At 70.6% G+C, this 21799-nt stretch carries 24 protein-coding genes; 8 read left to right on the plus strand and 16 right to left on the minus strand.

Annotation, left to right across the window (positions count from 1 at the left end; genetic code table 11):
- Nucleotides 1–6: 6 nt before the first annotated feature.
- The 16 genes from folK to MCBMB27_RS00170 all read right to left on the minus strand — a co-directional run bounded on the left by folK (nucleotide 7) and on the right by MCBMB27_RS00170 (nucleotide 13837).
- Nucleotides 7–477: a 2-amino-4-hydroxy-6-hydroxymethyldihydropteridine diphosphokinase gene (gene folK, locus MCBMB27_RS00095; RefSeq protein WP_075379594.1), complete on the minus strand. Its 471-nt coding sequence runs from the start codon at nucleotides 475–477 to the stop codon at nucleotides 7–9.
- A complete protein-coding gene (gene folB / locus MCBMB27_RS00100; protein WP_075379595.1) occupies nucleotides 474–851 on the minus strand; it encodes a dihydroneopterin aldolase in 378 nt (125 codons plus the stop codon). The genes folK and folB overlap by 4 nt, the downstream gene beginning before the upstream one ends.
- A 2-nt stretch (nucleotides 852–853) precedes the next feature.
- Nucleotides 854–1690 carry a dihydropteroate synthase gene (gene folP, locus MCBMB27_RS00105; protein WP_075381835.1) on the minus strand — a complete coding sequence of 279 codons (837 nt, stop codon included), beginning with the start codon at nucleotides 1688–1690 and terminating at the stop codon, nucleotides 854–856.
- An 85-nt stretch (nucleotides 1691–1775) separates the two neighbouring features.
- A complete protein-coding gene (locus MCBMB27_RS00110) occupies nucleotides 1776–2138 on the minus strand; it encodes a hypothetical protein (protein ID WP_043383718.1) in 363 nt (120 codons plus the stop codon).
- Complete coding sequence (locus MCBMB27_RS00115) at nucleotides 2119–2844, minus strand: hypothetical protein (protein ID WP_043383720.1); 726 nt, start codon at nucleotides 2842–2844, stop codon at nucleotides 2119–2121. The genes MCBMB27_RS00110 and MCBMB27_RS00115 overlap by 20 nt, the downstream gene beginning before the upstream one ends.
- Nucleotides 2841–3986 (minus strand): pyrroloquinoline quinone biosynthesis protein PqqE, encoded by a 1146-nt coding sequence (gene pqqE / locus MCBMB27_RS00120; RefSeq protein WP_053608688.1) that lies wholly within the window; start codon nucleotides 3984–3986, stop codon nucleotides 2841–2843. The genes MCBMB27_RS00115 and pqqE overlap by 4 nt, the downstream gene beginning before the upstream one ends.
- On the minus strand, nucleotides 3983–5065 hold the full coding sequence (gene pqqC, locus MCBMB27_RS00125) for a pyrroloquinoline-quinone synthase PqqC (RefSeq protein WP_075379596.1): 1083 nt from the start codon (nucleotides 5063–5065) through the stop codon (nucleotides 3983–3985). The genes pqqE and pqqC overlap by 4 nt, the downstream gene beginning before the upstream one ends.
- 352 nt (nucleotides 5066–5417) lie before the next feature.
- Nucleotides 5418–6317 (minus strand): pyrroloquinoline quinone biosynthesis protein PqqB, encoded by a 900-nt coding sequence (gene pqqB / locus MCBMB27_RS00130; RefSeq protein ID WP_075379597.1) that lies wholly within the window; start codon nucleotides 6315–6317, stop codon nucleotides 5418–5420.
- A gap of 32 nt (nucleotides 6318–6349) precedes the next feature.
- Entirely contained in the window at nucleotides 6350–6439 is a 90-nt protein-coding gene (pqqA, locus tag MCBMB27_RS00135; protein WP_012317526.1) for a pyrroloquinoline quinone precursor peptide PqqA, read from the minus strand.
- Between the two features lie 224 nt (nucleotides 6440–6663).
- Nucleotides 6664–7368: a response regulator transcription factor gene (locus MCBMB27_RS00140; protein WP_043357098.1), complete on the minus strand. Its 705-nt coding sequence runs from the start codon at nucleotides 7366–7368 to the stop codon at nucleotides 6664–6666.
- Nucleotides 7365–8996 (minus strand): sensor histidine kinase, encoded by a 1632-nt coding sequence (locus tag MCBMB27_RS00145; protein WP_075379598.1) that lies wholly within the window; start codon nucleotides 8994–8996, stop codon nucleotides 7365–7367. Before MCBMB27_RS00145 ends, MCBMB27_RS00140 begins: the two co-directional genes overlap by 4 nt.
- 66 nt (nucleotides 8997–9062) lie before the next feature.
- Entirely contained in the window at nucleotides 9063–9269 is a 207-nt protein-coding gene (locus MCBMB27_RS00150; RefSeq protein WP_043357102.1) for a hypothetical protein, read from the minus strand.
- A gap of 84 nt (nucleotides 9270–9353) precedes the next feature.
- Nucleotides 9354–10148 carry a formylmethanofuran dehydrogenase subunit C gene (locus MCBMB27_RS00155; RefSeq protein WP_053608691.1) on the minus strand — a complete coding sequence of 265 codons (795 nt, stop codon included), beginning with the start codon at nucleotides 10146–10148 and terminating at the stop codon, nucleotides 9354–9356.
- 3 nt (nucleotides 10149–10151) lie between these two features.
- A complete protein-coding gene (fhcD, locus tag MCBMB27_RS00160) occupies nucleotides 10152–11099 on the minus strand; it encodes a formylmethanofuran--tetrahydromethanopterin N-formyltransferase (RefSeq protein WP_075379599.1) in 948 nt (315 codons plus the stop codon).
- Nucleotides 11100–11126: 27 nt separating this feature from the next.
- Entirely contained in the window at nucleotides 11127–12773 is a 1647-nt protein-coding gene (locus tag MCBMB27_RS00165; protein ID WP_053608692.1) for a formylmethanofuran dehydrogenase subunit A, read from the minus strand.
- Nucleotides 12767–13837, minus strand: coding sequence for a molybdopterin-binding domain-containing protein (locus tag MCBMB27_RS00170; protein WP_043357109.1), 1071 nt, complete (start codon nucleotides 13835–13837; stop codon nucleotides 12767–12769). Before MCBMB27_RS00170 ends, MCBMB27_RS00165 begins: the two co-directional genes overlap by 7 nt.
- A gap of 469 nt (nucleotides 13838–14306) precedes the next feature.
- Here MCBMB27_RS00170 and MCBMB27_RS00175 point away from each other — a divergent pair, with 469 nt between their 5' ends.
- The 8 genes from MCBMB27_RS00175 (at nucleotide 14307) to MCBMB27_RS00210 (ending at nucleotide 21727) form a co-directional block, all read left to right on the plus strand.
- Entirely contained in the window at nucleotides 14307–15284 is a 978-nt protein-coding gene (locus tag MCBMB27_RS00175) for a beta-ribofuranosylaminobenzene 5'-phosphate synthase family protein (RefSeq protein WP_075379600.1), read from the plus strand.
- An 86-nt stretch (nucleotides 15285–15370) separates the two neighbouring features.
- Complete coding sequence (locus MCBMB27_RS00180; protein WP_043357114.1) at nucleotides 15371–16264, plus strand: NAD(P)-dependent methylenetetrahydromethanopterin dehydrogenase; 894 nt, start codon at nucleotides 15371–15373, stop codon at nucleotides 16262–16264.
- A gap of 21 nt (nucleotides 16265–16285) precedes the next feature.
- Complete coding sequence (locus tag MCBMB27_RS00185; RefSeq protein ID WP_053608695.1) at nucleotides 16286–17437, plus strand: ATP-grasp domain-containing protein; 1152 nt, start codon at nucleotides 16286–16288, stop codon at nucleotides 17435–17437.
- Nucleotides 17434–18408 (plus strand): methenyltetrahydromethanopterin cyclohydrolase, encoded by a 975-nt coding sequence (gene mch / locus MCBMB27_RS00190; RefSeq protein WP_043383730.1) that lies wholly within the window; start codon nucleotides 17434–17436, stop codon nucleotides 18406–18408. The genes MCBMB27_RS00185 and mch overlap by 4 nt, the downstream gene beginning before the upstream one ends.
- 111 nt (nucleotides 18409–18519) lie before the next feature.
- Nucleotides 18520–19428 carry an ATP-grasp domain-containing protein gene (locus tag MCBMB27_RS00195; RefSeq protein ID WP_053608696.1) on the plus strand — a complete coding sequence of 303 codons (909 nt, stop codon included), beginning with the start codon at nucleotides 18520–18522 and terminating at the stop codon, nucleotides 19426–19428.
- The gene (locus MCBMB27_RS00200) at nucleotides 19425–20273 is read left to right on the plus strand and encodes a triphosphoribosyl-dephospho-CoA synthase (RefSeq protein WP_075379601.1); all 849 of its coding nucleotides are present in this window, start codon (nucleotides 19425–19427) and stop codon (nucleotides 20271–20273) included. The genes MCBMB27_RS00195 and MCBMB27_RS00200 overlap by 4 nt, the downstream gene beginning before the upstream one ends.
- Nucleotides 20274–20511: 238 nt before the next feature.
- Nucleotides 20512–21024, plus strand: coding sequence for a 5,6,7,8-tetrahydromethanopterin hydro-lyase (gene fae, locus MCBMB27_RS00205; RefSeq protein WP_043353182.1), 513 nt, complete (start codon nucleotides 20512–20514; stop codon nucleotides 21022–21024).
- Nucleotides 21025–21397: 373 nt separating this feature from the next.
- Nucleotides 21398–21727, plus strand: a complete 330-nt coding sequence (locus MCBMB27_RS00210) for a hypothetical protein (protein ID WP_236952855.1) — start codon at nucleotides 21398–21400, stop codon at nucleotides 21725–21727.
- The last annotated feature ends 72 nt before the right edge of the window (nucleotides 21728–21799 follow it).

The raw sequence follows: 21799 nt of genomic DNA on the forward strand, positions 1-21799 counted from the left end.
GTCGGCTCAGACGCGCGCGATGCCGGTCCGGTCGAGCTTCGCCAAGGCATCCACCACGCGCTCGCCGCCGATCACGAGGTCGGGTGCGATCTCGGCCAACGGCACCAGCACGAAGGCCCGTTCACGGACATAGCGGTGCGGCAGAACGAGACGCGCGTCGTCGACGGCGGCGCCCTCGTAGGCCAGGACGTCGATGTCGATCACCCGCGGCCCCCATCGCTCCTCGCGGACCCGGCCGAGATCGTGCTCCACGCGGAGGCAGGCGTCGAGCAGGCCGTGCGGATCGAGATTCGTTTCCACCGCCACGGCCCCGTTGAGGAACCAAGGCTGATCGGTCTTGCCCCAGGGCGGCGTGCGGTAGTCGGAGGACCGCGTGACGAGGGTGATACCCGGATCCGCCGCGAGGCCCGCGACCGCGCGGTCGAGCATCGCGGCCATGTCGCCGACATTGCTGCCGATACCGAGATAGGCCCTCATCGGCCGGCTCCGCGACGACGCATGATCTCGATGCTGACACTGTCCAGAATGGCGGGAACGGGAGCGCTCGGCTTGTCGACGCGGACCGTGACGGCGTCGATCAGCGTGAAACGCGCCAGGATCTCCGCGGCGATGGCTTCGGCCAGGGCTTCGATCAGGTTGAATCGATGCTCGGTGGCGCTCGCGACCGCCACCGCGGTGAGATCGGCGTAGCTCACCGTGCCGGCCACATCATCCGAGCGGCCCGCCGCGCCGAGGTCGAGCTGCGCTTCGAGGGAAATGTAGAAGCGCTGGCCCAGCACGGCCTCTTCGGCCAGCACGCCGTGTCGGCCGAACACCGCGATGCGGGTGACGCGGATCAGGTCGCCGGCCATGCTCAGCGCGCCTCCGGCCGCATCACGGCATCGACGACGCGCATCGCATCGACATGCGCCGCAACGTCATGCACGCGCACGATGTCGGCACCGAGCGTCGCCGCGACGGCGTGGGCCGCGAGGGAGCCGGTTAGACGGTCCGCCGGCCGGGTCTCGCGATCATGCAGGCGTCCGAGAAGCGACTTGCGGGACACACCGACCAGGACCGGAAACCCGAGGGCGCGGATCTCGGGCAGCCGCCGCAGCGCCTCGAGATGCTGGTTCCAGCTCTTGCCGAAGCCGACACCCGGGTCGAGCACGATCTCGGAATCGGCGAGGCCGGCGCGATGGGCGATGGTGAGGGACCGCTCGAAGAAAGCGAGCATGTCGGCCACGATGTCGAGATCCGGGTCGATCGTCTCCCGGTTGTGCATGATGATGACGGGCGCGCCGTGCGCCGCCGCCACGGAGGCGATGTCGGGCTCACGCTGGAGCCCCCAGACGTCATTCACGATCCGGGCACCGGCCTCCAGCGCGAGGCGGGCCGTGGACGCCTTGTAGGTGTCGATGGAGATCGGCACCGGCAGACGGGGCGCGATTGCCCGGATCACCGGCAGGACGCGCGCCTGCTCCTCCTCGGCCGGGACCGGAACGTGACCGGGCCGGGTGGACTCCCCACCAATGTCGAGTATCGCCGCGCCTTCTGCAACGAGGCGCTCGGCCTGGGCCACGGCTTCGGCCTCCCCGGCGAACAACCCACCGTCCGAGAAGGAATCGGGCGTGACGTTGAGGATGCCCATGACCAGCGTGCGGCCGCCCAGAGCAGGCAGCAGAGCGGACAGGCTGGAGGAGGGTGTCACGGTGCGGGTCCCGTTCACGAGCGCGGTTCGGGAGCCGGTGTGCGCGAATCGCGAGGCCGGCGCAACGCCGGCCTCGCCTCGCAACTCAGCCGTGATAGCAGCGAATCTCGGCTTCGGCCTGGGCGCGGCGCAGGTCCGCCACCTTGTCGTCGAAGATCTTGGTCGACTTGAACTCGTTCGCCCGGTTGCCGATGCCCTGCCGCATCGACAGGATGGTGCTCGCCTGGACGTACTTGTCGTACGGCAGGATCGCGGCGAGCTGGTCGAGCGAGCAGGAGCATTTCTGCAGGCTCTCGCGAGTCTGGCCGTTGGCGGCCATGCAGCCGAACACGTAATCGACCCGCGCGTCGGTCGGGTAATCGTTCTCCTCGGCGGCCCAGCCGGCCAAGCCCGACAGCGTCAGGGCGAGGGCAGCCAGGGCGCCCCGTTCAGCCAGCCTTCTGATCATAGTTCAGCTTCTCCTCAAGCAACTCACCGCCATCCGCGCTCTTCGACGACGCCTCGATCGAGACGATCTCACCCGGGACGGACGGGGCAGTGACGAAGGTATAGGTCATGTCGTCCAGGCCGCGCATGCGCTGCGCCATGGAGTCACCCTGAAAGGGCTTCGTTACCACGCGCCAGCCGTCGACTTCGCGGCCGCCGACCGTCACCTTCGTCGGCGTCACGGTCGCCTTCTCACGCAGACCCTTGCGGATGGCGAGCTTGAGGTAGCGCGGATTGGCCTCCAACACCTTGGCCAAGCCACGCAGGTGGTTCTCCAGGAACAGGGAGACGATGGGGTTACCCGCCATGTCCTCGAACGGGCCGGCCGGCACACGGTTCAGCCCGGAAAACATCACGACGCTGATATCCCGGCCTTCCGCGCTCTTTCCGGGCTCGACCTTCAGCTGGACCGTGTCTTCCAGCGGCGCCCCGAACGGCCCCTTCGCGATGCCCGAACGGCGCAGATAATCATAGGTCAGCGTCGACCCCGGCGCCGCATTCTTCATATGCGGCTGGTCGAACAGCAGATCCGCGGCGGACGGCGCAGCGGCCGCGTTGGCCTGGGTCACGATGGCGGGCTTCGACGCATCCTCGGCGAGGGCCGGCAGCACGGCCAGCCCGAGCGCGACGGACGTCGTAGCAAGACCCTTTACGACAAGACCTCTCACGAGTGGACTTCCTCCTTGAGCGGCGACCGAACGTTGCTGCCGATCGTCCGATAAATGTAATCCGGCGGGTTTTCCGCAGCTTCCTCCGCGGCAAGGGCCCGCACCTTGGCGTGGAGCGGGGAGAGCGAGCAGGCAGGATCGGTGGCGGCCGCGTCCCCGGCGAGGGCCAGGGCCTGACAGCGGCAACCGCCCCAGTCCTTCTCGCGCCGGTCGCAGGAGCGACAGGGCTCCTTCATCCAGTCGGTGCCGCGATAGGCGGTGAAGGCGGGCGAGTCGCGCCAGATCTCGCCCAGCGTGTGATCGTTGACGTTCCAGAATTCCAGCCCCGGGATCGTCTCCGCCGCGTGGCAGGGGAGGACCTTGCCCTGGGGCGTCACGTTCATCAGCTTGCGGCCCCAGCCGCCCGCGCAGGCCTTGGGATATTTCGCATAATAGTCCGGCACGACGAGGTCGATGACGAGCTGGCCCTTCAGGCGCTCCCGGGCTGCCTCGACGATCCGGATCGACTCGTCCACCTGCGCCTTGTCGGGCATCAGCGCCGCGCGGTTGACGTAGGCCCAGCCGTAATACTGCGTGTGCGCCACCTCGAGCCGCTTGGCGCCCATCTTCACCGCGAGGTCGATGAAGCCCGCCACCTCGTGGATGTTGCCGCGGTGAATCACCGAATTCAGCGTCAGGGGCAGGCCGAGTTCGACAACCTTGGCGGCGAACTCGAACTTCTGCGGCTGGGCGTTCTTGAGGCCGCCGATCTTCTCGGCATTCTGCGCGTCGACGCCCTGCACTGAGAGCTGCACGTGGTCGAGCCCGACATCGTAGAGCGCCTGGAGCTTCGCGAGCGCCCCGCCGACGCCGGAGGTGATCAGGTTCGAGTAGAGGCCGAGATCGGCGCAGGTCTTGGTGATCTCGACGATGTCGTTGCGTGCCGTCGGCTCGCCGCCGGACAGGTGCACGTGCAGGACGCCGAGGGCCGCGGCCTCCCCGAGCACGCGCTGCCACGTCTGCGTGTCGAGCTCGCCCGACCGGCGGTCGAGTTCCAGCGGATTCGAGCAATAGGGGCAGCGCAGCGGGCAGCGATGGGTCAGCTCAGCGAGCAGACCCACCGGGGCCGGCGCATCGGGCCGGTTCGGCGTCAGCGCATTCATCGCTCAAGAACCCGTTTCTCCGCGAGGCCGTCGAGCATCACCAGGATGTCGGCCTCAATGGCCCGCGGCTCGGCCGCGTACGTCTTTCCGAGCTCGTCCGCGATGTCGGCGACGCTGCGCGCGCCGTCCACGAGCTTGAGCACCGCGACGGCGTTGTCGTCGAGATCGAAGGTGCGCTCGGGGGCGAGCAGAACCCACTTGCCGCGGGTTTCGTCGTTGCGCAGCCGGACGCCGCGCGGCAGCCGCGGACGGTCGCCGGCCGCCATCTTCCGGTTCCCGCCCACCCGGGCCGGAGATGCCTCGTTCACGAGGCCTTCGCCCGGTTGCCACGCGTCCGGGGGGACCATCCCGGGGGAAACGTAGGCGAAGTACAGGGCGTCGAGCTGCGTCCAAAGGACGTTGCACTTGAATGTCAGCGCCGCCATGGCCTTCCGCTGCAGCTCCGGCGTGGTCGCGTGCTGCTTGACGTAGTCCAGGGCGAAATCGGCATCCCGCGGCGCCTGGGTGAGACGCTTGTCGAAATACGCCAGCGTCTCCTTGGTGATGAAGTCGTAGTTCTTCAGCATCCCGGCGACACGCTCCGAGATGATCGTCGGCGAGAACATCTCGGTCAGCGACGAGGCGATCGCCTCCAGGAGCGTCTGCTCGGTGACGAAGTGCACATAGGCCTCGACCGAGAACTTCGTGGCCGAGAGAATGCCGCGGGTCGATAGGACGTAGTCGCGGTCGAAGCCGACGCCCTCGGCGAGCTTGAGCCACCGCTCGATACCGCCGTCACCCTCGTGGTCGCCGTCATGGTCGACGATGCGCTGGCGCCAGATCCGCCGCAGCGCCGCGTCGGTCATGCGCGCCAGCACGGCGGCATCCTTCACCGGAATCATCGCCTGATAGTAGTAGCGGTTCAAGGCCCAGGCCCGGACCTGATCCTTCGACAGCTTGCCGTCATGGAGCAGGCGGTGGAACGGATGCAGGTTGTGGTAGCGGCGCGCGCCGATGTCGCGCAGGGCGGCTTCCAGCTCCGCGGGGCTCAGGAGACGCTGGCTGTCGGCGGTGTCGGGGGTCGGGAAGACTGCGTTCATGGCGTTTCCGGCGTCCGTCCTCGGGTCGCGTTTCCTGTGCGGTCGTTCCGCCCTCGGCAACGGGGCGAATGCCGTGCTTCAACGACAATATAGTGCCGGCGGCTTCCAGGCCCAACCGGATGACCCGGACGCGTGCCCCATTCGCGCGGCCAGCGCCTGCGACACAGGGCGCGTACGAAACCCGTCCGGTCTCTCGGTCGCCGAGGCACCTCACCTGATGCGACGGAGACTCAAGGCCCGACCTCAGCCTGGGGCGCGGCGATGCCGCGACGGAGTCCTCCTCGGACGCCTCAGGATGAGGATGCGGAAGGGGTCGACCGGTTTCTACGTGCGCTCCACTGTCGTCACAGCCTCAAAGCGACAGGCTCAGGCCGTCATGGGCTACGGTCCAGCCGGCGGCCTCGACATCCGCCCGTTCCGGAGAGCCTTCGACCAGGACCGGATTGGTGTTGTTGATGTGCACGAAGATGCGGCGCCCGATCTCGACGGAACCCAGGGCGTCGATCGAGCCGTTCTCACCGCGCATCGGCACATGGCCCATGCGCCAACCGGTCTTGGTGCCGACGCCCGCCCGGATCATGTCGTCGTCGTGCAGGACGGTGCCGTCGAACAGCAGCGCGTCCACGCCGGCGATGCGGGCGCGCAGCCCGTCCGTCACCCGGGCACAGCCGGGGATGTAGGCGAGGCGCCGGCCACCAGCCTCGATCAATGCGCCGACCGTGGTCTCGGTCTCGGCGCCGATCTCCAGGGTCTCGTCCTCGAGCCAGAGCGGAACCTTGCCGGGAACGGGGAAAAGGGTGACCGACAGGCCGGGCAGGGGCACGAAACGCTGATCCATCCCGATCGGCTGGCGGGCGACCACGCCCTCGGCCATCACGTCGAACACGCGGTTGGCATTCACCGATTCGAGGATGCCGCGGGTGCCGTAGAGCGTGTAGGGCTGGCCTTCGCGGAGGGTCAGGAGACCCGCAACGTGGTCGACATCCCCGTTCGTCAGCAGCACCGCCTTGATCGGCGAATGGCGCAGGCCCTCGCGCGGGTGCATCTGCGCATTGTCGAAGAGCTGTTGCCGGATGTCCGGCGAGGCATTGATGAGCAGCCAATCAGACCCGTCGGCGGAGACCGCGATACTCGACTGAGTCCGGGGGCGTACCCGGTCCGGTTCGGACCGTGCCAGCGAACAGATGGGGCAGCGGCAATTCCACTGGGGAAGGCCGCCGCCAGCCGCAGAACCGAGGATCACGACGCGCATGTGCGGCTCCCGAGATCCCCGGTCCGTAAAACTCAGTTGAAGGTGTCGATCTCGGCCGACTCGTAGCTCGTCACTTCCATGCCGACGCAGATCTCGGACACGATCGGGGCAGCCCACTTCATGGTGTTTCTCCTCAGGCGATATCTTCACCGAGCGTCACGCGGATCCTAAGAGGACCCTAAGACACTGATGGCGCTCTCATTTCTGGCGCGGGAGAGGTATCGACGATTCAGGCGCGGGCTTCAAGCACTAAGTTGCCGGATCCTCCCAAATTTTTCGTGAGAGACTTCCTAAACGCCCGGAAACCATCACGAAACGCGCCGCCCTGCGACTAAAGTACAGTGGCTCACTGTCGAAAGTCGGGACCGCGCAGTTCGAGCATGAATCCCTTGCCACGCACCGTGACCAGGCCGGGACCGCCGTAGCGGACGAAATCCGCCATCTTCGAGCGCAGATAGCCGATATAGACGTCGACCACGTTGAGCGAGAGGCCACCCTGGCTGGCCCAGAGCCGGTCGAAGATATCGGCTCGGGAGACCGGCTTGCCGATGTTCTCCATCAACATGCCGAGCAGGTCGGCCTCGCGGGGGGTGAGGCGGGCGCTGGCCTCGCCGCAGCTGGCCTGCCGGGTCTCGAGGTCCAGCATCAGCTTGCCGACGGTGATGCGCGACCGCGGTGCCTCCGCCTGCTCGCGCCGCATCAGATGGGTCCGCAGGCGGGCGACCAGCTCGTCGAACTCGAAGGGTTTGATGATGTAGTCGTCGGCGCCGAGCGCCAGCCCTTCGGCCCGGTCACGAATCTCGTCCCGGGCGGAGAGGAACAGGATCGCCCCGGGAAAGCCGCCCTCCCGCAGGGAGCGGCAGACGTCGTGCCCCGACCCGTCCGGGAGGTTGATGTCGAGGAGCACGGCGCCGGGGGCCGGATCGTGCGCGGCCTTGAGCGCCTCGTCCACGCAGGCTGCCGTCCCGACTTCGAATCCCTCGGCTTCCAGGCCCCGAGCCAGAAGGCCGCGGATGTCGATGTCGTCCTCGACGATCAGGATCCGCGTCATGCGGCCGACTCCTTCACCTGCCCGCCGGTCGCGCCGTCGACCGGCCCCGCATCCCATGCCGGATCGAGGGCCGGGATGTCCAGGGTCACGCGGGCGCCGCGCCCGTCGGGCCCGGCACCGAGCCGAATCGTGCCGCCATGCTGCTCGACGATCCAGCGCGCCAGGGCGAGGCCGATGCCGAATCCGGTCTCGTCGGGACCCGCCCCCGATCCACGCCTGAAGCGTTCGAACAGGTCGGCTTCGGATGCACTGAAGCCCGGACCGTCGTCCGTGACGGTGATCCGCCCGACGGGTCCCGGGCCCGCCGCCAAGGCGACCTCGACGCGGGTGAGGCCGGCGGCATGACGCAGGGCGTTGTCCACGAGGCTCTCGACGGTCTGGCGGATCCATTCGCGGTCGGCGAGGCACTCGACGTCCCGGGTGCCGGGATCGAGGCCGAGGCCGACGCGACGGCGGGCCGCTTCGGAGCTCATGTTGTCCACCGCCTCCGCGAGGAGCTGAGCGAGTCCCAGACGGCGCTTGTCGAACTCGATCTCGCCGGATTCCGAGCGCGCAACCCGCAGCAGGTCCTCGACCCGCAGCTTGAGACGCTGCGCCCGCTTCTTGATCGTCGCGAAAACCGGATTCGAGTCGGCGCCCCGGGATGCGCCGCGCAGGGCGAGGTCGCACTCGCCCAGGATGACCGTGAGGGGGGTGCGCAGTTCGTGGCTGACATCGGCGAAGAAGCGGCGCCGGGATTGGTCGACGGCTTCGAGGCGGGCGTTGGCGGCCCGAAGATCGGCCGTGCGTGCCGCCACGGTATCCTCCAGCGCCGCCCGGTCGGCCGCAACCCGCGATTCCCGCCGGGCGAGGCGGGCGGCCATGCGGTTGACGTTGGTCATCAGCAGGCCGAGTTCGTCGCGCGTGGCGACGGAGAGCCGGGTGTCGAGGGCGCCGTGGCCGATGGCGCTCGCGGCCCTGCGGACCTCCTCGATCCGCGCCAGAGTCGGCCGGGTGACGCCGCGGTAGAGGATCGCCAGCAGCACGAGAGCCGCCGCCACCGCGGCGGCGGCGGCCAGACGCAGGCGCTCCGACAGCGCCCGGGCCTGCTCGGAGCCGAGGGCCATGCTGCGCCGTTCGGCCTCGATCAGGAAGGACAGGGGCTGGCCGGTCATGGCCCCGAAGCCGTTGAGCGCCCCCTTGATGGCGTCTTGGCGCCGCTCCGGATCGGTCTGGCGGCTGATCAGCGACACCTGCCGGTCCAGGACGGCGCGGGCCGCGCGCAGCTGGGCCATGGGGCGCGTACGGGCGGCGTACTGCATCCGGTCGGCCGGGTCGTCGCTCGGCGGGAAGCTCTTGGCGAGCGCCTCATCCACGGTGGTCAGGGCGCGGTCGGCATTGTCTCGGGCGATCGCCATCGCCTCGGGCTGGCCGTCGGGATTGCCGACGGTCTCCACGGCCGCCATGCCGAACTGCGTGAGGCGGCCCGACAGCTCGGCCAGAAGTTCCAGGCGACGCTGGGCCTCGAGGGTGCGGTCGACGGTCCGTTCCGCCGCCCCGATCGCCGCCAGCGCGGCCGCGGCCGCCAGCATCACGACGATGGCGGTGCCCCCGAGCAACAGGGCGAAGCGGACCTTCAGCGAGCGCATCGTGGTCGTCCCGCCGTCAATGCGGGACCGAGCATGTCACCGTCCGGCCGCTGAACCAAGGTGCCGTCACAGATCCTTCGGCAGGCTGCCCTTGGCGGCGCAGCGCCAGCGTTCCACGTGCCATTCGGGATGCGCGGCCTGCCAGGTCGCCAGCGCACTCTGCGAGTTGCGCAGGCAGACGAACGGGCTCGCTTTCTCGAACGACATCTCGATCCGGTCCTCGCGGCAGGTCGAGGGTTGGGCGACGAGGCAGATCGACAGCAGCAGCAACATGGGCGCGTCCCCGGGTTGCCGGCCTCGATCGGGCCGGCTTGGCGGAGAGCATAGGACGCGTCCACGCCCCTTGCCCAGGCGGCGTCAGGCCGCGACCCAGATCTCGCCCTTGGCGATGGTGGCGAGGTCGCCCGAGTAGCGACGCAGCGGCTTGGCGAGCAGGTCGGCATGCTCGGCGCTGAGGCCGCGCAGCGCCTTCGCCAGGAGCCGGAGGAACACGAGATCGTGCGTCCCCGTCTCCACAAAGGTCGAAGCCATCCGGCCGTGCGCACCCAGGAGAAGCGTTCCGCGGCGCATGCCGAGACCGGGGTGATCGCCCACCGCGAGGGCCGCCAGGGTTCCGGCGATCATGCGCGATCCCGCGAAGGCCCCCGCGCGTCCGGCCACGATCGTCCCGCGCCGCATCCGGTCGCCGAGATGGGCACCCGCCGTGCCGCGAATGATCAGGGTCGCACCGTCGAGCCCGGCCTTGGCGGCATAGACCGCACCGCCGGCGTAATCTCCGGCATCGCCCTCGATGGTGATCGTGCCGCCGGTGGCGCCGGAGGCCGCATAGGGCCCGGCATGGCCTGTGACGGTGACGCGGCCGCCCGCCATGCCGGCGCCGAGGCGCTGGCCGACATCGCCGGTGACCCGGATCGTGCCCGCCGACAGGGAGGCGCCGACCCGGTCGAGGCGCTCGTGGCCGCCCTCGAGTGTCAGGGTGTCGGAGCCGTCCAACGAGACGGCGAAGCAGTCGCCGAGGCGCACGCCGGTCCGGGTGGTCCCGATCTCCAGGCGCTCGGCTTCGCCCTGCGACAGGCGGCTCAGAGCCGCGGGGTTGATGTTGAGGAAGTCCAGGCGCTCCGGCGGAGCCGCACGCAGGGTGAGGGTGCTCACGGCTCAGCCCTCCGTCTTGGCGTCGTCGCGCGCGATCAGGTCGCGCAGATGGTAGTGGTGGCGGCCGAGATTGCCGCCGTAATTTCCGGCCGTGACCGCGATCAGCCCGTGCTTGCCGCCGATCTCGGTGGCCGCGTAGAGGCCGGCGCGCATCGAGTCGGACACGCCCTGCGAGGTCAGGGCGTCGATCACGATTTCCAGCACCACGCCGCATTCGGCCGGGAGCGCCGAGCCGGCGCGCCCCTTGAGGGTCGGGCAGTAGGCGTCGTTGGTCGAGGCCATCATGCCCTTGGTCCGGCCGCCGACCTTGGAGCCGGAGCGGACGATGCCGCCGGGGAACGGCAGGATCGCGCCCGGCACCGCCTTGGCGGCCTCCACGGCGATCTCGGCGACCTTCAGCGTCTCGGCGTGGTTGCGACCGAGGAACAGCAGGTTGCCGCCACCGACCGCGCCGTCCACGGCCCGGACCGTGTCCTCGCAGAGGAACTCGCCGTCCATCACCGGGATGCGCCAGTAGCGCCGGGCCTTGCCGGTGGCGTCGGGCAGGCGCTTGGCCACCGCGAAGCCGTCACCGAAATAGCGGATCGCGCCGCCGAGCTTGATCTTGGTCGGCCCGTCGACGCCGGCGTAGCAGGCGGTGCCCGGGCAGGTGAGGATGCACTGGCCGACCCGCTTGATCAGCTGGTCCTTGAGGCCGTTCGGCTCGAAGCCGAACAGCAGGATGCGCACGCCCGGCCGCCCGTCGGGAGTCTCCTCCGGCGACAGCTCGGCGTCGATGCCCGCCTCAGCGCCGCAGCCGATCACCGAGGTGGCGAAGCCCGTCATCGTGGTGGCGGCGATCATCGCCCACTTGGCGGTGTCGTTCGTGACGATGATGGCGGTGCCGGCCACATCGAACGCCTCCGCGAAGGTGTCGATGACCGGGATGCCGTTGAGGGAGAGGTCAGACATCGTTCTTCCCGCGGCTCGCCCCTCTGATCACACCCGGCATGGCACCGCCTCGAAATTGTCCGGACCGTCGCCGAAGGCCGCGTCGGGCACGGCGAAGCTGTCGAGGCCCTCGCCGAACCGCTCCGTCAGGTAGGTGTCGGCGCGCTTCGCCATGGCCTTGTCGGACTCGACCGTCAGCGACAGCGTCCGGCCGGCCCGCCATTCCACCACCTCGCCGTCCTCGACGATCGGCACGCCGTCCTTGAGGACGAGCTTGGCGGCGGTGAACATCGCGGTTCGGTCGGTGTCGTCCCGGTAGACCGCCACGTCCGCCCGGGCACCGGCCCGCAGATGGCCGCGGTCGTCCAGCCCCAGCAGCTTGGCCGGACCCGACCGGGTCAGCTGCGCGATTTCCGAGAGCGTGTACTCGCGCTCCAGGCCAGGAAGGCCGGAGCGCTCGCCCACGATCTTGGGCAGCGTCGCGATCTCGCGGTCACGCTCCGACTTGTCCATCAGCAGGTGGATGATGCGCGGGTACTGGGTGAACGGGCCACCGTTCGGGTGGTCGGTCGTCAGGATCGTCCGCTCCGGATCGGTGGAGAGCAGCATGATCTCCAGGCCGATCGCCCATTGCAGCGAGCTGGTCGGGCCCCGGGGCCGGTACAGGAACGGCACCACGCCGCCGCCTTCGGCGTCGCCCGCGTTCAGCACCCACTTCTTCGGCTTCGCGCCCTTCCGGCCCGCGAACTGGCGGAGGATGTCGAGGGACACCGTCACCGTCTGGCCGAACACCACCTGCCCGATGTCGAGGGTGGCGTTCGGATTGTCGGCGATCGCCTGCGCGATGCGCTCGGCGGCCGAGCGGAAACCGCCGGTGCCGGGATTGGCCGGATCGACCGCGCCGTAGGCGTAGAACTGCGCGTGGGCGAAGTGGATGCGCCGGCCCTCCGCTGCATCCAGGGTCGCCATGAAGCTGTCGTCCGCTCCGGGCAGGCCCAGGTTGTTGCAGTGGACGTGCAGCGGGTGCGGGACGCCGATCTCCTCGACCGCGTCGAGGAGCGAGCCCATGATCTGCCGGGTCGAGAGCCCGTAGCAGGGGATCTCGTCGTCCAGCGACAGGCGCAGCGCCCCGTCCTTGAAGGCGGAGGCGCCGCCCGCGTTGATGCACTTCACCCCGAGGCCGCGGGACTGGGCGACCGACAGGGCGACGAGGTCGCGCACGGCGTTGCCGCCCTGGCGCTCGCGCAGCATCTCCAGAAGCTGGTCGTCGTTGCCCATCACCGTGAGGGCGCCGCGGTCGAGCAGCGGGATGTCGGCGAGCTCGAGCTGCGTGCCCAGGGCGTGGGTCGGCGGCATCGCCGGCTCGACGGCCGTGGTGTAGCCCATCCGCGCGTAGGTCGAGCCGATCCAGGCCGCGGCCCCGCCCGCATGGGCGAAGGGATGGCCGTCGGGGGCCGCCTCGCTGACGTAGAGGTCGGGCAGGAGCAGCCGCGAGGTGATCACGTTGCCGCCGGCGATGTGCGAATGCACCTCGACGCCGCCGGCCATCACCACGCAGCCCGCCGCATCGATCACGGCGTCGGGCTCGCGGCCCGGCGGATCGATGATGCGGCCATCCTCGATCCAGACGTCACCGACAGAATCGCGGGACGCGGTCGGATCGACGACGCGCCCGCCCCGGATCACGCTCAGCATGCGGAATCACTCCTCGACGCGGCCTGCAGCGTGGCCAGACGCTCCTTGAGGGCGGCCAGCACCGACGCGGCCGACGGCAGATCCGACGGCGCAGTGGCCGGCCAGAAGGTCAGGGCGGCGCGTTGCTCGTTCCACAGGACGCCGCCGTGGTCGCGGCCAGGCTGGCCGACCGAGATCACCACCTCGGCAGCCTGCGCCTCGCCTTCCGCGACCAGAGCCACGGACGGCACCGCGGACAGCCAGTCCGGGCGCGCCACCGGGACGGCACCGAGCCAGAGAACGGCGTCGGCCTCGCCGGCAGCGACCTGCCGGGCGGCGTCGAAGCGCCAGGGATCATGCTCGGGGACGCGGCGCCCGAAGCCGCTGCGGGGCGCCTGTCCGGTCGTCCAGGCCGAGACCGGCACGACGGCCCGGTCCTGCCCGGCCGCACCGACCGCCAGGGTGAAGCAGCGTGTGGTCTCGCTCAGCTCCATGGCGAGGCCCTGGAGCATCTCGACACCGAACTCGCCGAGTTCGGCCGGATCGTAGAGCAGCACGCCGTACTGCGCGGCGGCGAGCCGGGACGCGATCTGACCCGGCAAGGCGTCACCGGCGAGATGCCCGCGGGCATAGGCCCGCAGCTCGGCCACGGCCTCCGGCAGCCCACCATCGGCGGGCCAGGCCAGCGCCGCACCGGCGTTCGCACCCACCGCCAGGAGGGCCCTGTCGGATCCGGCGGCGCGCCCACGGGTGGGCTTGGCGTCGATCAGGCGTTTCATGAGCGGCGCCTGCCAGGGGGCGGCACCGACGACGAGAACCGTGTCGGCGCGTCCGACGGCCTCGGCAGGCGTCGTCGTGAGTGCACCGACCCGGCTCAGCGCTCCGAGCTCGGCATAGGTCCCGGCCGCGCCGGCGGTATCGACCGAGGCGCCGATGCGCCCCGCGAGATCATAGGCTGCGCGGATCGCAGCCACGTCGGCGCTGAGGCCGGCGATCACCGGCGCGCGCGCCTTGGCGAGCAGGGATGCGGCCGCCTCGACGGCGGTGCCCGCGTCCGTCGCGCCACCCTTCACCCAGGCTGCCATGCTCCCTCTCGCAACGTTCTTGCTTGGTTTCGGAGCGGGCGACGGCCGTAAGACCGGACGAAGCAGGTGCGCCTCAGCATGAGGGTTCCCCACCGAATCGGAATGGCGCATCCGCCCGGCATGTCCGGGCAGCGGCAAACTCGGCGCGCCGTCGCAACCCCTAGGTTTGCATTCATCCGCGCACCGCGGCAAGGGGGGTCCGGCGGCGATCCGCATCGCAAGGTGGATCGCCAGGGTGTTTGCAAGGTGGTTCGCAAGGTGGATTGCGCGGATGGGCCGGTGCCGCCCCGCGATCCTGCGGACACCTTGTGCGGACAGGCCGAGCGACCGCGGAACCTGAACCGGAACCGAGCGCCGGAATTGCCGTGACGGCGGTGCGATCCAGGCCTGTCCAAGTTGCCTGGCCCCGGGCCACGTGTGAAAAGCGCGCCGCGCATGCGCCGGGCCTGCGGGATTCGAGGGACGTGTGTTGGGCGAGGTCCCTGAAAGGAACGAGGTGGCAGCGGACGGTGCCGTGCGGGTCGAGGCCCCGGCACGGCTGCATTTCGGATTCCTGGACCTGCACGGCGGTCTCGGCCGCCGGTTCGGCAGCATCGGGCTCGCCATCGACGCGCCGTCCCTCGCCCTGAGCGCCCGTCGGGCAGCGCGGCCTTCCGTGGAGGGCCCCGAAGCCGACCGCGTGCGCGGCTATGTCCGTGCCGCCGCCGCCCATCTCGGGCGCGGCGAGGATGTGGCGGTGACGGTGGAGCGGGTCATCCCGGCCCATGCCGGTTTCGGTTCGGGCACGCAGCTCGCCCTCGCGGTGGCGGCAGCCATGGCACGGCTCAGCGGCGAGCCCTTCGCGCCGGACGCCTTCGCGGCAACCCTGGACCGGGGCAACCGGTCCGGCGTGGGCCTGCGCGCCTTCACGGAGGGCGGCCTGATCGTCGATGGCGGCCGCGGTGCGGACGGGGGCCCGCCTCCGGTCATCGCGCGTCTGCCCTATCCCGAGGCCTGGCGGATCGTCCTGATCCTCGATCCGGGCATGGCGGGCGTGCACGGGACGCGCGAGGTCGAGGCGTTCCGCGATCTGCCGCGCTTTCCCGAGGCCCAGGCGGCGGAGATCTGCCGGATCGCGCTGATGCAGGTCCTGCCCGCGGTCGCCCTGGCCGAGCCCCAGGGCTTCGGTGCCGGCATCACCCGAATTCAGACACTGATCGGCGACCATTTCGCGCCCCATCAGGGGGGCCGCTACGCCAGCGCCGCGGTGGCGGAGGCGCTGGCGAGCATCGCCGCGCAGGGCGTGCCGGGCTACGGGCAGTCCTCCTGGGGGCCGACCGGCTTCGCCCTGATGGCGTCCGAGGCCGAGGCCCGCGCCCTGGTGGCCGGCCTCGACCGCGGCGGCCCGCTCCGGTTCGTCATCGCCCGGGGCCGCAACAGTGGCGCTTCGGTAACCGGTCCGGCGTGAGCCGCCCACCCCGGGCTTGACCCGGGGCACCGCTCCGGGTTTGGACGGTGGACAGGCGCATCTGTCGCGCGCCGCATGAGGATTCCATGGCCCGCTCGATCCTCCACATGCTGACGCCGCTCCGGCACATGAGCCCGTTCGACGTGAACATGGCCGTGGATGCCGGGTTCGAGACGGTGGTGACCTACACCGAGGTCAGCCTCGCCGACGTGGTCTCGCTGACCCAGGATTCGATCTTCTCGCGGTCGCCGGCCGACGGGACGCGGACGGGCATCTTCATCGGCGGCAAGAACGCCGAGGACGCCCTCGACATGGTCGACCGCGCCAAGAAGGCCTTCGTGCCGCCCTTCGTGAACCACGTCTTCGCAGATCCGGCCGGCTCGTTCACCACCGGCGCGGCCATGGTGGCCCAGGTCTCCCGCGCCCTGCGGCAGAAGTTCAACACCGACCTCACCGGCAAGCGCATCGTGATCTTCGGCGGCGCCGGCGTCGTCGCCTACGTGGCCGCGGTGATCGGCGCCCTGCAGGGCGCCACCACCGTTCTGGTCGGGCACGACGGCGAGGAGCGGGTCTCGAAGATCGCCTTCACGATGAAGTGGCGCTTCGGCATCGAGGTCGGCGCTGTCGACGGCACGACCCCCGAGGATCGCCGCGCCGCCATCCGCGACGCCGACGTCATCCTCTCCGCCGGGCCGGCGGGCATCCCGATCCTCACCGCGGAGGACCTGAAGTCGGCGCCGAAGCTGCTCGTCGCGTCGGACGTCAACGCCGTGCCGCCTGCCGGCATCGCGGGGATCGACGTGAACGCGGTCGATGTCGCCCTGCCCACCGGCAAGGGCGTCGGCATCGGCGCGCTGGCAGTCGGCAACGTGAAGTACCAGACGCAGCGGCGCCTGTTCGACCGGATGCTCGCCTCCGACACGCCGCTCTGCCTCGATTTCCGCGACGCCTACGCGCTCGCGGTGGAGATCGCCGGCTAGTCCGATACGAGCCGGCCCCGGATGGCGGATGCGGTCCTGATCGCCGCCCAGGCCGGGCGCGCCCTGGCCGAGGCGGCGCGGCGTGCCGGGCTTCGTCCTTACGTAGCCGATCTGTTCGGGGACGCGGATACGCTCGCCGCCGCCGAGGCCTACCGGCCGCTGCCCGGCCGCTTCGGAACCGCGCCGGCCGTGGACGCGACGGTGGCCGCGCTCGACCATCTGGCCGGAGCCGCCGGCCGCCCGATCGGGCTCATTCTGGGCAGTGGCTTCGAGGACGCGCCGGACTTGATCGGGCGCCTCGCCGCGCGGCACCGGCTGATCGGCGCGTCGGCCGAGACCGTCTCGACCCTCAAGGCGCCCCTGGCCTTCGCGGCCCTCTGCACACGCCTCGGCGTGCCGCATCCCGCGGTGGCAACCGACCCGCCGCCGGATCCGCGGGCGTGGCTGCTCAAGCGCGCGGGCGGCAGCGGCGGCAACCACATCCGGGCTGCGACCCGGTCGCCGGCACCGCAGGGCCACTACTTCCAGCAACGCGTACCGGGCCGGCCGCACGCCCTGAACTTCCTCGCCGACGGCCGGACGATCCGCATCCTCGCCGTCACCGAGCAATGGTGCTCGCCGTCGCCGATCCGTCCCTTCCGCTATGCCGGGGCCCTGGCCCGCGGTGCCGGGGAAGCCCCGGCGCTCCCCGTTGCGCTCGTGGACGCCATCGCCGCCGGCACCGAGCGGATCGTCGCCGCGACCGGCTTGCGGGGGCTCGCCAGCGCCGACCTGCTGGTCGAGGGTTCGGCGTGGTGGCTCACCGAGATCAATCCCCGGCCCGGCGCGACGCTGGACATCCTCGACCGGCGCGGGATTCCGCTGCTTCCCGCCCATATCGCGGCCAGCCTCGGCACGATGCCGGACCCCGGGCCGCATCCGGCGGATGCGGCGGCCGCGCAGATCTGTTACGCGGACCGGGAGCTTGCGCCTGTTCCGGACCTCGAGTGGCCGGACTGCGTGCGCGACCGTCCGTGCCCCGGCTCGGTGGTCCGCCGCGACGCGCCGCTCTGCACGGTGCTGGCCGAAGGCGCGGACCGGGCGGAGGTGCTCGCCCTGTTGGAAACGCACACGGCGCGCCTGCGGGCCGTCTGCGCGGCGAAGAAAACTCACCCCGAGGAAGCCCTGTCATGAGTGCCAGCCAATCCTATCCCAGCATCAACGCGCTCGCGGCGCCCCTCGTCGAGCGGCTCGTGGCGGATGCCGCGACGCTGCGGCTCTCCGTGACGCAGGCGGCCGGCGGCGCCCGGATGGTCGATGCCGGCGCGCAGGCGAGGGGGTCGATCGAAGCCGGGCGGCGCATCGCCGAGATCTGCCTCGGCGGCCTCGGCACCGTCACGATCGCGCCGACCGGACCGATCGCCTCCTGGCCCTATTCGGTGACGGTCCACGCCGCCGACCCGGTCCTCGCCTGTCTGGGGAGCCAGTATGCGGGCTGGAGCCTCGCGGACGAGACCGGTGATTCCGGCTTCTTCGCCCTGGGCTCGGGGCCCGGCCGGGCGGTGGCGGCCGTCGAGGACCTGTACCAGGAACTCGGCTTCCGCGACTCCGCCACGAAGACCGCCCTCGTGCTGGAAGCCGCGGGCGGGCCGCCCGAGAGCGTCGTCGCCAAGGTCGCCGAGGCCTCCGGCCTGAAGCCCGAGGACCTGACCTTCATCTTCGCGCCGACCCAGAGCCTCGCCGGCTCCACCCAGGTCGTGGCCCGCGTCCTCGAGGTTGCCCTCCACAAGGCCCACACGGTCGGCTTCGACCTGCACGCCATCGTGGACGGGATCGGCTCGGCGCCGCTGTCGCCCCCGCACCCGGACTTCATCAAGGCGATGGGCCGCACCAACGACGCGATCATCTACGGCGGACGCGTGCAGCTCTTCGTGGATGCCGACGATGCCGATGCCAAGCAGCTCGCCGAACAGCTGCCCTCGACGACGTCGAGCGACCACGGCGCGCCCTTCGCCGACATCTTCGGCCGGGTGAACGGCGACTTCTACAAGATCGACGGCGCCCTGTTCTCGCCGGCCGAGGCGATCGTCACGTCGGTGCGCACCGGCGTCACCTACCGCGGCGGCCGTCTGGAGCCGACGCTGGTCGACGCGTCCTTCGCCTGAAGCACGCCGGCTCCCTCTCTCCTGCGGGAGAGGGTGCCCCAACCGGATCCGGACGGCGACATCTTCCTGGCCCCCCCGCAGGCGGGTGGCAACGTGACGATCAGGACCCCCATGCGCATCGGGCTCGCGGCCGATAACGGCACCTGGCACAAGAACCGCCTCCTGGCGGCCCTGCGCGCGAGCGGCGTGGAGCCGGTCCTGTTCTCCCTGGCGGACGTCGCCGTGGTCACGGGCGGCAGCGAGCCCCTGCGCGTGCCGGGCTTCCCGGACGCGCTGCCGGACGGCGTGCTGATGCGGACCATCGCGGGCGGCACCTTCGAGGCGACGACGATGCGGCTCGGGGTGCTGCACGCCCTTGTCGCGTCTGGTGTCACCGTCTGGAACGCCCCGAGCGCGATCGAGCGCTCGGTGGACAAGGCCGCCACGTCCCTGCTCATCGACCGGGCCGGGCTTCCGACGCCGGAGACCTGGGTCTTCTCGAAGCGCGAGGCGGCGGCGTCCCTGGTCGTCGCCGAGGCACGGCCGGGCGCGCCCCTGGTGCTGAAGCCGCTGTTCGGGTCGCAAGGCGAGGGACTAGCCCTCATCGAGCGCCCGGAAGACCTTCCCGACGAGGAGGCAGTGGCGCGGGTCTACTATCTCCAGCGCTACGTTCCCCGCCGGGACGGATTGTGGCGCGATTACCGGGTGTTCGTCTGCGACGGACGGGCCATCGCCGGCATGATCCGCGAGGGCGACGGCTGGATCACCAACGTCCACCGGGGCGGCCGGCCGCTCCCCTGGGCGATGCCGCGCGCCGCCGCCGAGCTGGCCGAGGCGGCCGCCGCCGCGGTCGGCGTCGATTATTCCGGCATCGACCTCGTCGAAGACGGGCAGGGCGGGTTCTCGGTCCTGGAGGTCAATTCCATGCCGGCCTGGTCGGGCCTCCAGACCGTGTGCGAGACCGATATCGCCGCCGCGGTGGTGCGCGGCTTCCTCGCCGCGGCCCGCGGCGCCAGCCGTCCCCGGCTCGTGGTGGCATGAGCGGACCCGGCACGAGCGGCCTCGACGCGGCGCTGATCGGCACGCTCTACCGGGCGGCCTGCCTCGCGGAGCTCGACGCTCTCAAGCCCGGCAATGTCCACGCCTACGCGCCCGGCCATCGCATGGTGCTGGCGGATTTCGTCACCAGCGCCGATGTCTCGGCGCCGGCCCTGGCCCGGGCGGGCACCGGCCTGGGCATGCGGATCCGCGACGGCGTCGCCGCCACGATGGCGGCGGTAGGCCAGAACACCAATCTCGGCATCCTGCTGCTCTGCGCCCCCCTGGCCGTCGCGGCCGAGCGGGGCCTGACCGTCGCGTCGGCGCTCGAGACGCTGAACGCCACGGATGCGGACGCCGTCTTCGCGGCCATCCGCCTCGCCAATCCGGGCGGCCTCGGCCAAGCCGAGCACCACGACGTCGCCCTCGCGGCGCCCGCCGCCCTGTACGATGCGATGGCGGAGGCCGCCAACCGGGACCGGATCGCCCGCGCCTACGTGACGGACTTCGCGGACGTGCCGGCGATCGGGCTCGCGGCCCTGGCCGAGGCCCGCGCCGGGGGGCTCGACCCCACATGGTGTACGACCGCGATTCATCTCGCCTTTCTCCAGGCGGTTCCCGACAGCCATGTCGTCCGCAAGCACGGCGCCGCGGCGGCCGAACGCATCCGCCGGGAGGCCGAGGCCCTTCGCGCCGGGATCGACCTCGCCGCACGGCCGGTCGACGCGCTGCTGGCCTTCGACGCGTCGTTGAAGGCGCGGGCCATCAATCCTGGCACGAGCGCCGATTTTACGGTCGCGACGCTGTTCTGGGACGCCCTTGCGGCTGCCGGCGCACGGCTGGTCTGACCCGGGTGCACGATCCGGGGATCACGGCACCGGACAGATGGAAATTCCTTCGTGTCAGAGCCTTGCGCGGGTTGTGAGCCGCTGGGCCCCGCTGTAGGGTCCGCCGCGCTGTCCGGCCCAACCGGCTCGGCTCATCCGGCTCGGCCGGCATGGTCGGGCGCCGATAACAAGGATGGCTTCCCGGCCGCGGCACCGCCCGGCGCGCGGCTCTATTTCGGAATCCAGGGAGAGACACCGAATGGCGAAGATCACCAAGGTTCAGGTCGGCGAAGCGCTCGTCGGCGAGGGCAACGAGGTCGCCCACATCGATCTCATCATCGGACCGCGCGGCTCGCCCGCCGAGACGGCTTTCTGCAACGGCCTCGTGAACAACAAGCACGGCTTCACCAGCCTGCTCGCGGTCATCGCGCCGAACCTGCCGTGCAAGCCGAACACCCTGATGTTCAACAAGGTCACCATCAACGACGCCCGTCAGGCCGTCCAGATGTTCGGCCCGGCCCAGCACGGCGTTGCCAAGGCCGTGCAGGACGCGGTGGCCGAGGGCATCATCCCGGCGGACGAGGCCGACGACCTGTACATCCTGGTCGGCGTGTTCATCCACTGGGAGGCGGCCGACGACGCCAAGATCCAGAAGTACAACTACGAGGCGACCAAGCTGTCGATCCAGCGCGCCGTCAACGGTGAGCCGAAGGCTTCGACGGTCACCGAGCAGCGCAACTCGGCGCAGCACCCCTTCGCCGCCAACGCTTAGATCGGGGACGGTCCTGGGCAGAGCGAGCCTCCGCCCGCACCGCGGGGCCTGCTCCAGCGACTGGCTTCGATCTTCCTTGGCCGATAGGTAAGCCTTTGAACGGGACGGCGTGAGCCGTCCCGTTTTTCGTTTGTCGCCCGCCACTCGAAACGCCGCGAGACGGGGCTTCGGGCGCCGGCTCGCTGGACGCGTCATGGTCGGCGCGCGCGACCGCGGACGCGCGGACTGAGCCCGAGACGTCGACCTCCCCTCGACCGCTGTGCGCCGTCGCGGCAGGGTGAGGCGCGGTCGCACCGGTGACGCGGCGGCGCCGCCGACGTCGAGGCTCCGCCGTTGATGTGGAAGAACTCCATCGCGGCGCGCGGATACTCTGTTGTCGCGGCCGCGCCAATCAGAGTCGCAAGGTCAGGTCATGCCAACAGCCGCCGAAGAATCCGCAGCCCTGCGCGATGATTGGATGCACGGCGGCCATCTGGTCCTCGCCGCGGATCCCGATCCGTCGGATCACGCGGCGATCCATGCCTGGATCCTCGACGTCATCGAGGGCGGCGGCGGAGACCCCGATCACGACGGTATCCGCGACCTGATCTACCACAGCCTGAACTTCGACATCCCTTTCCAGGCGACCGAGCGTGTCCGGCAATCCTTGATTGCCACCGTGCGAGCCCGCCTTCAGGCCCCGGCGTCGCGTCAAGGCCGCTGAGCCCGACCGGACTCCGCCGCGCGCGCCGAGCAGCCACGGCAGCGCCAAAAGAAAAGGGGCCGCCTCTCGGCG

This window comes from Methylobacterium phyllosphaerae, assembly GCF_001936175.1.
Classification (GTDB): Bacteria; Pseudomonadota; Alphaproteobacteria; order Rhizobiales; family Beijerinckiaceae; genus Methylobacterium; species Methylobacterium fujisawaense.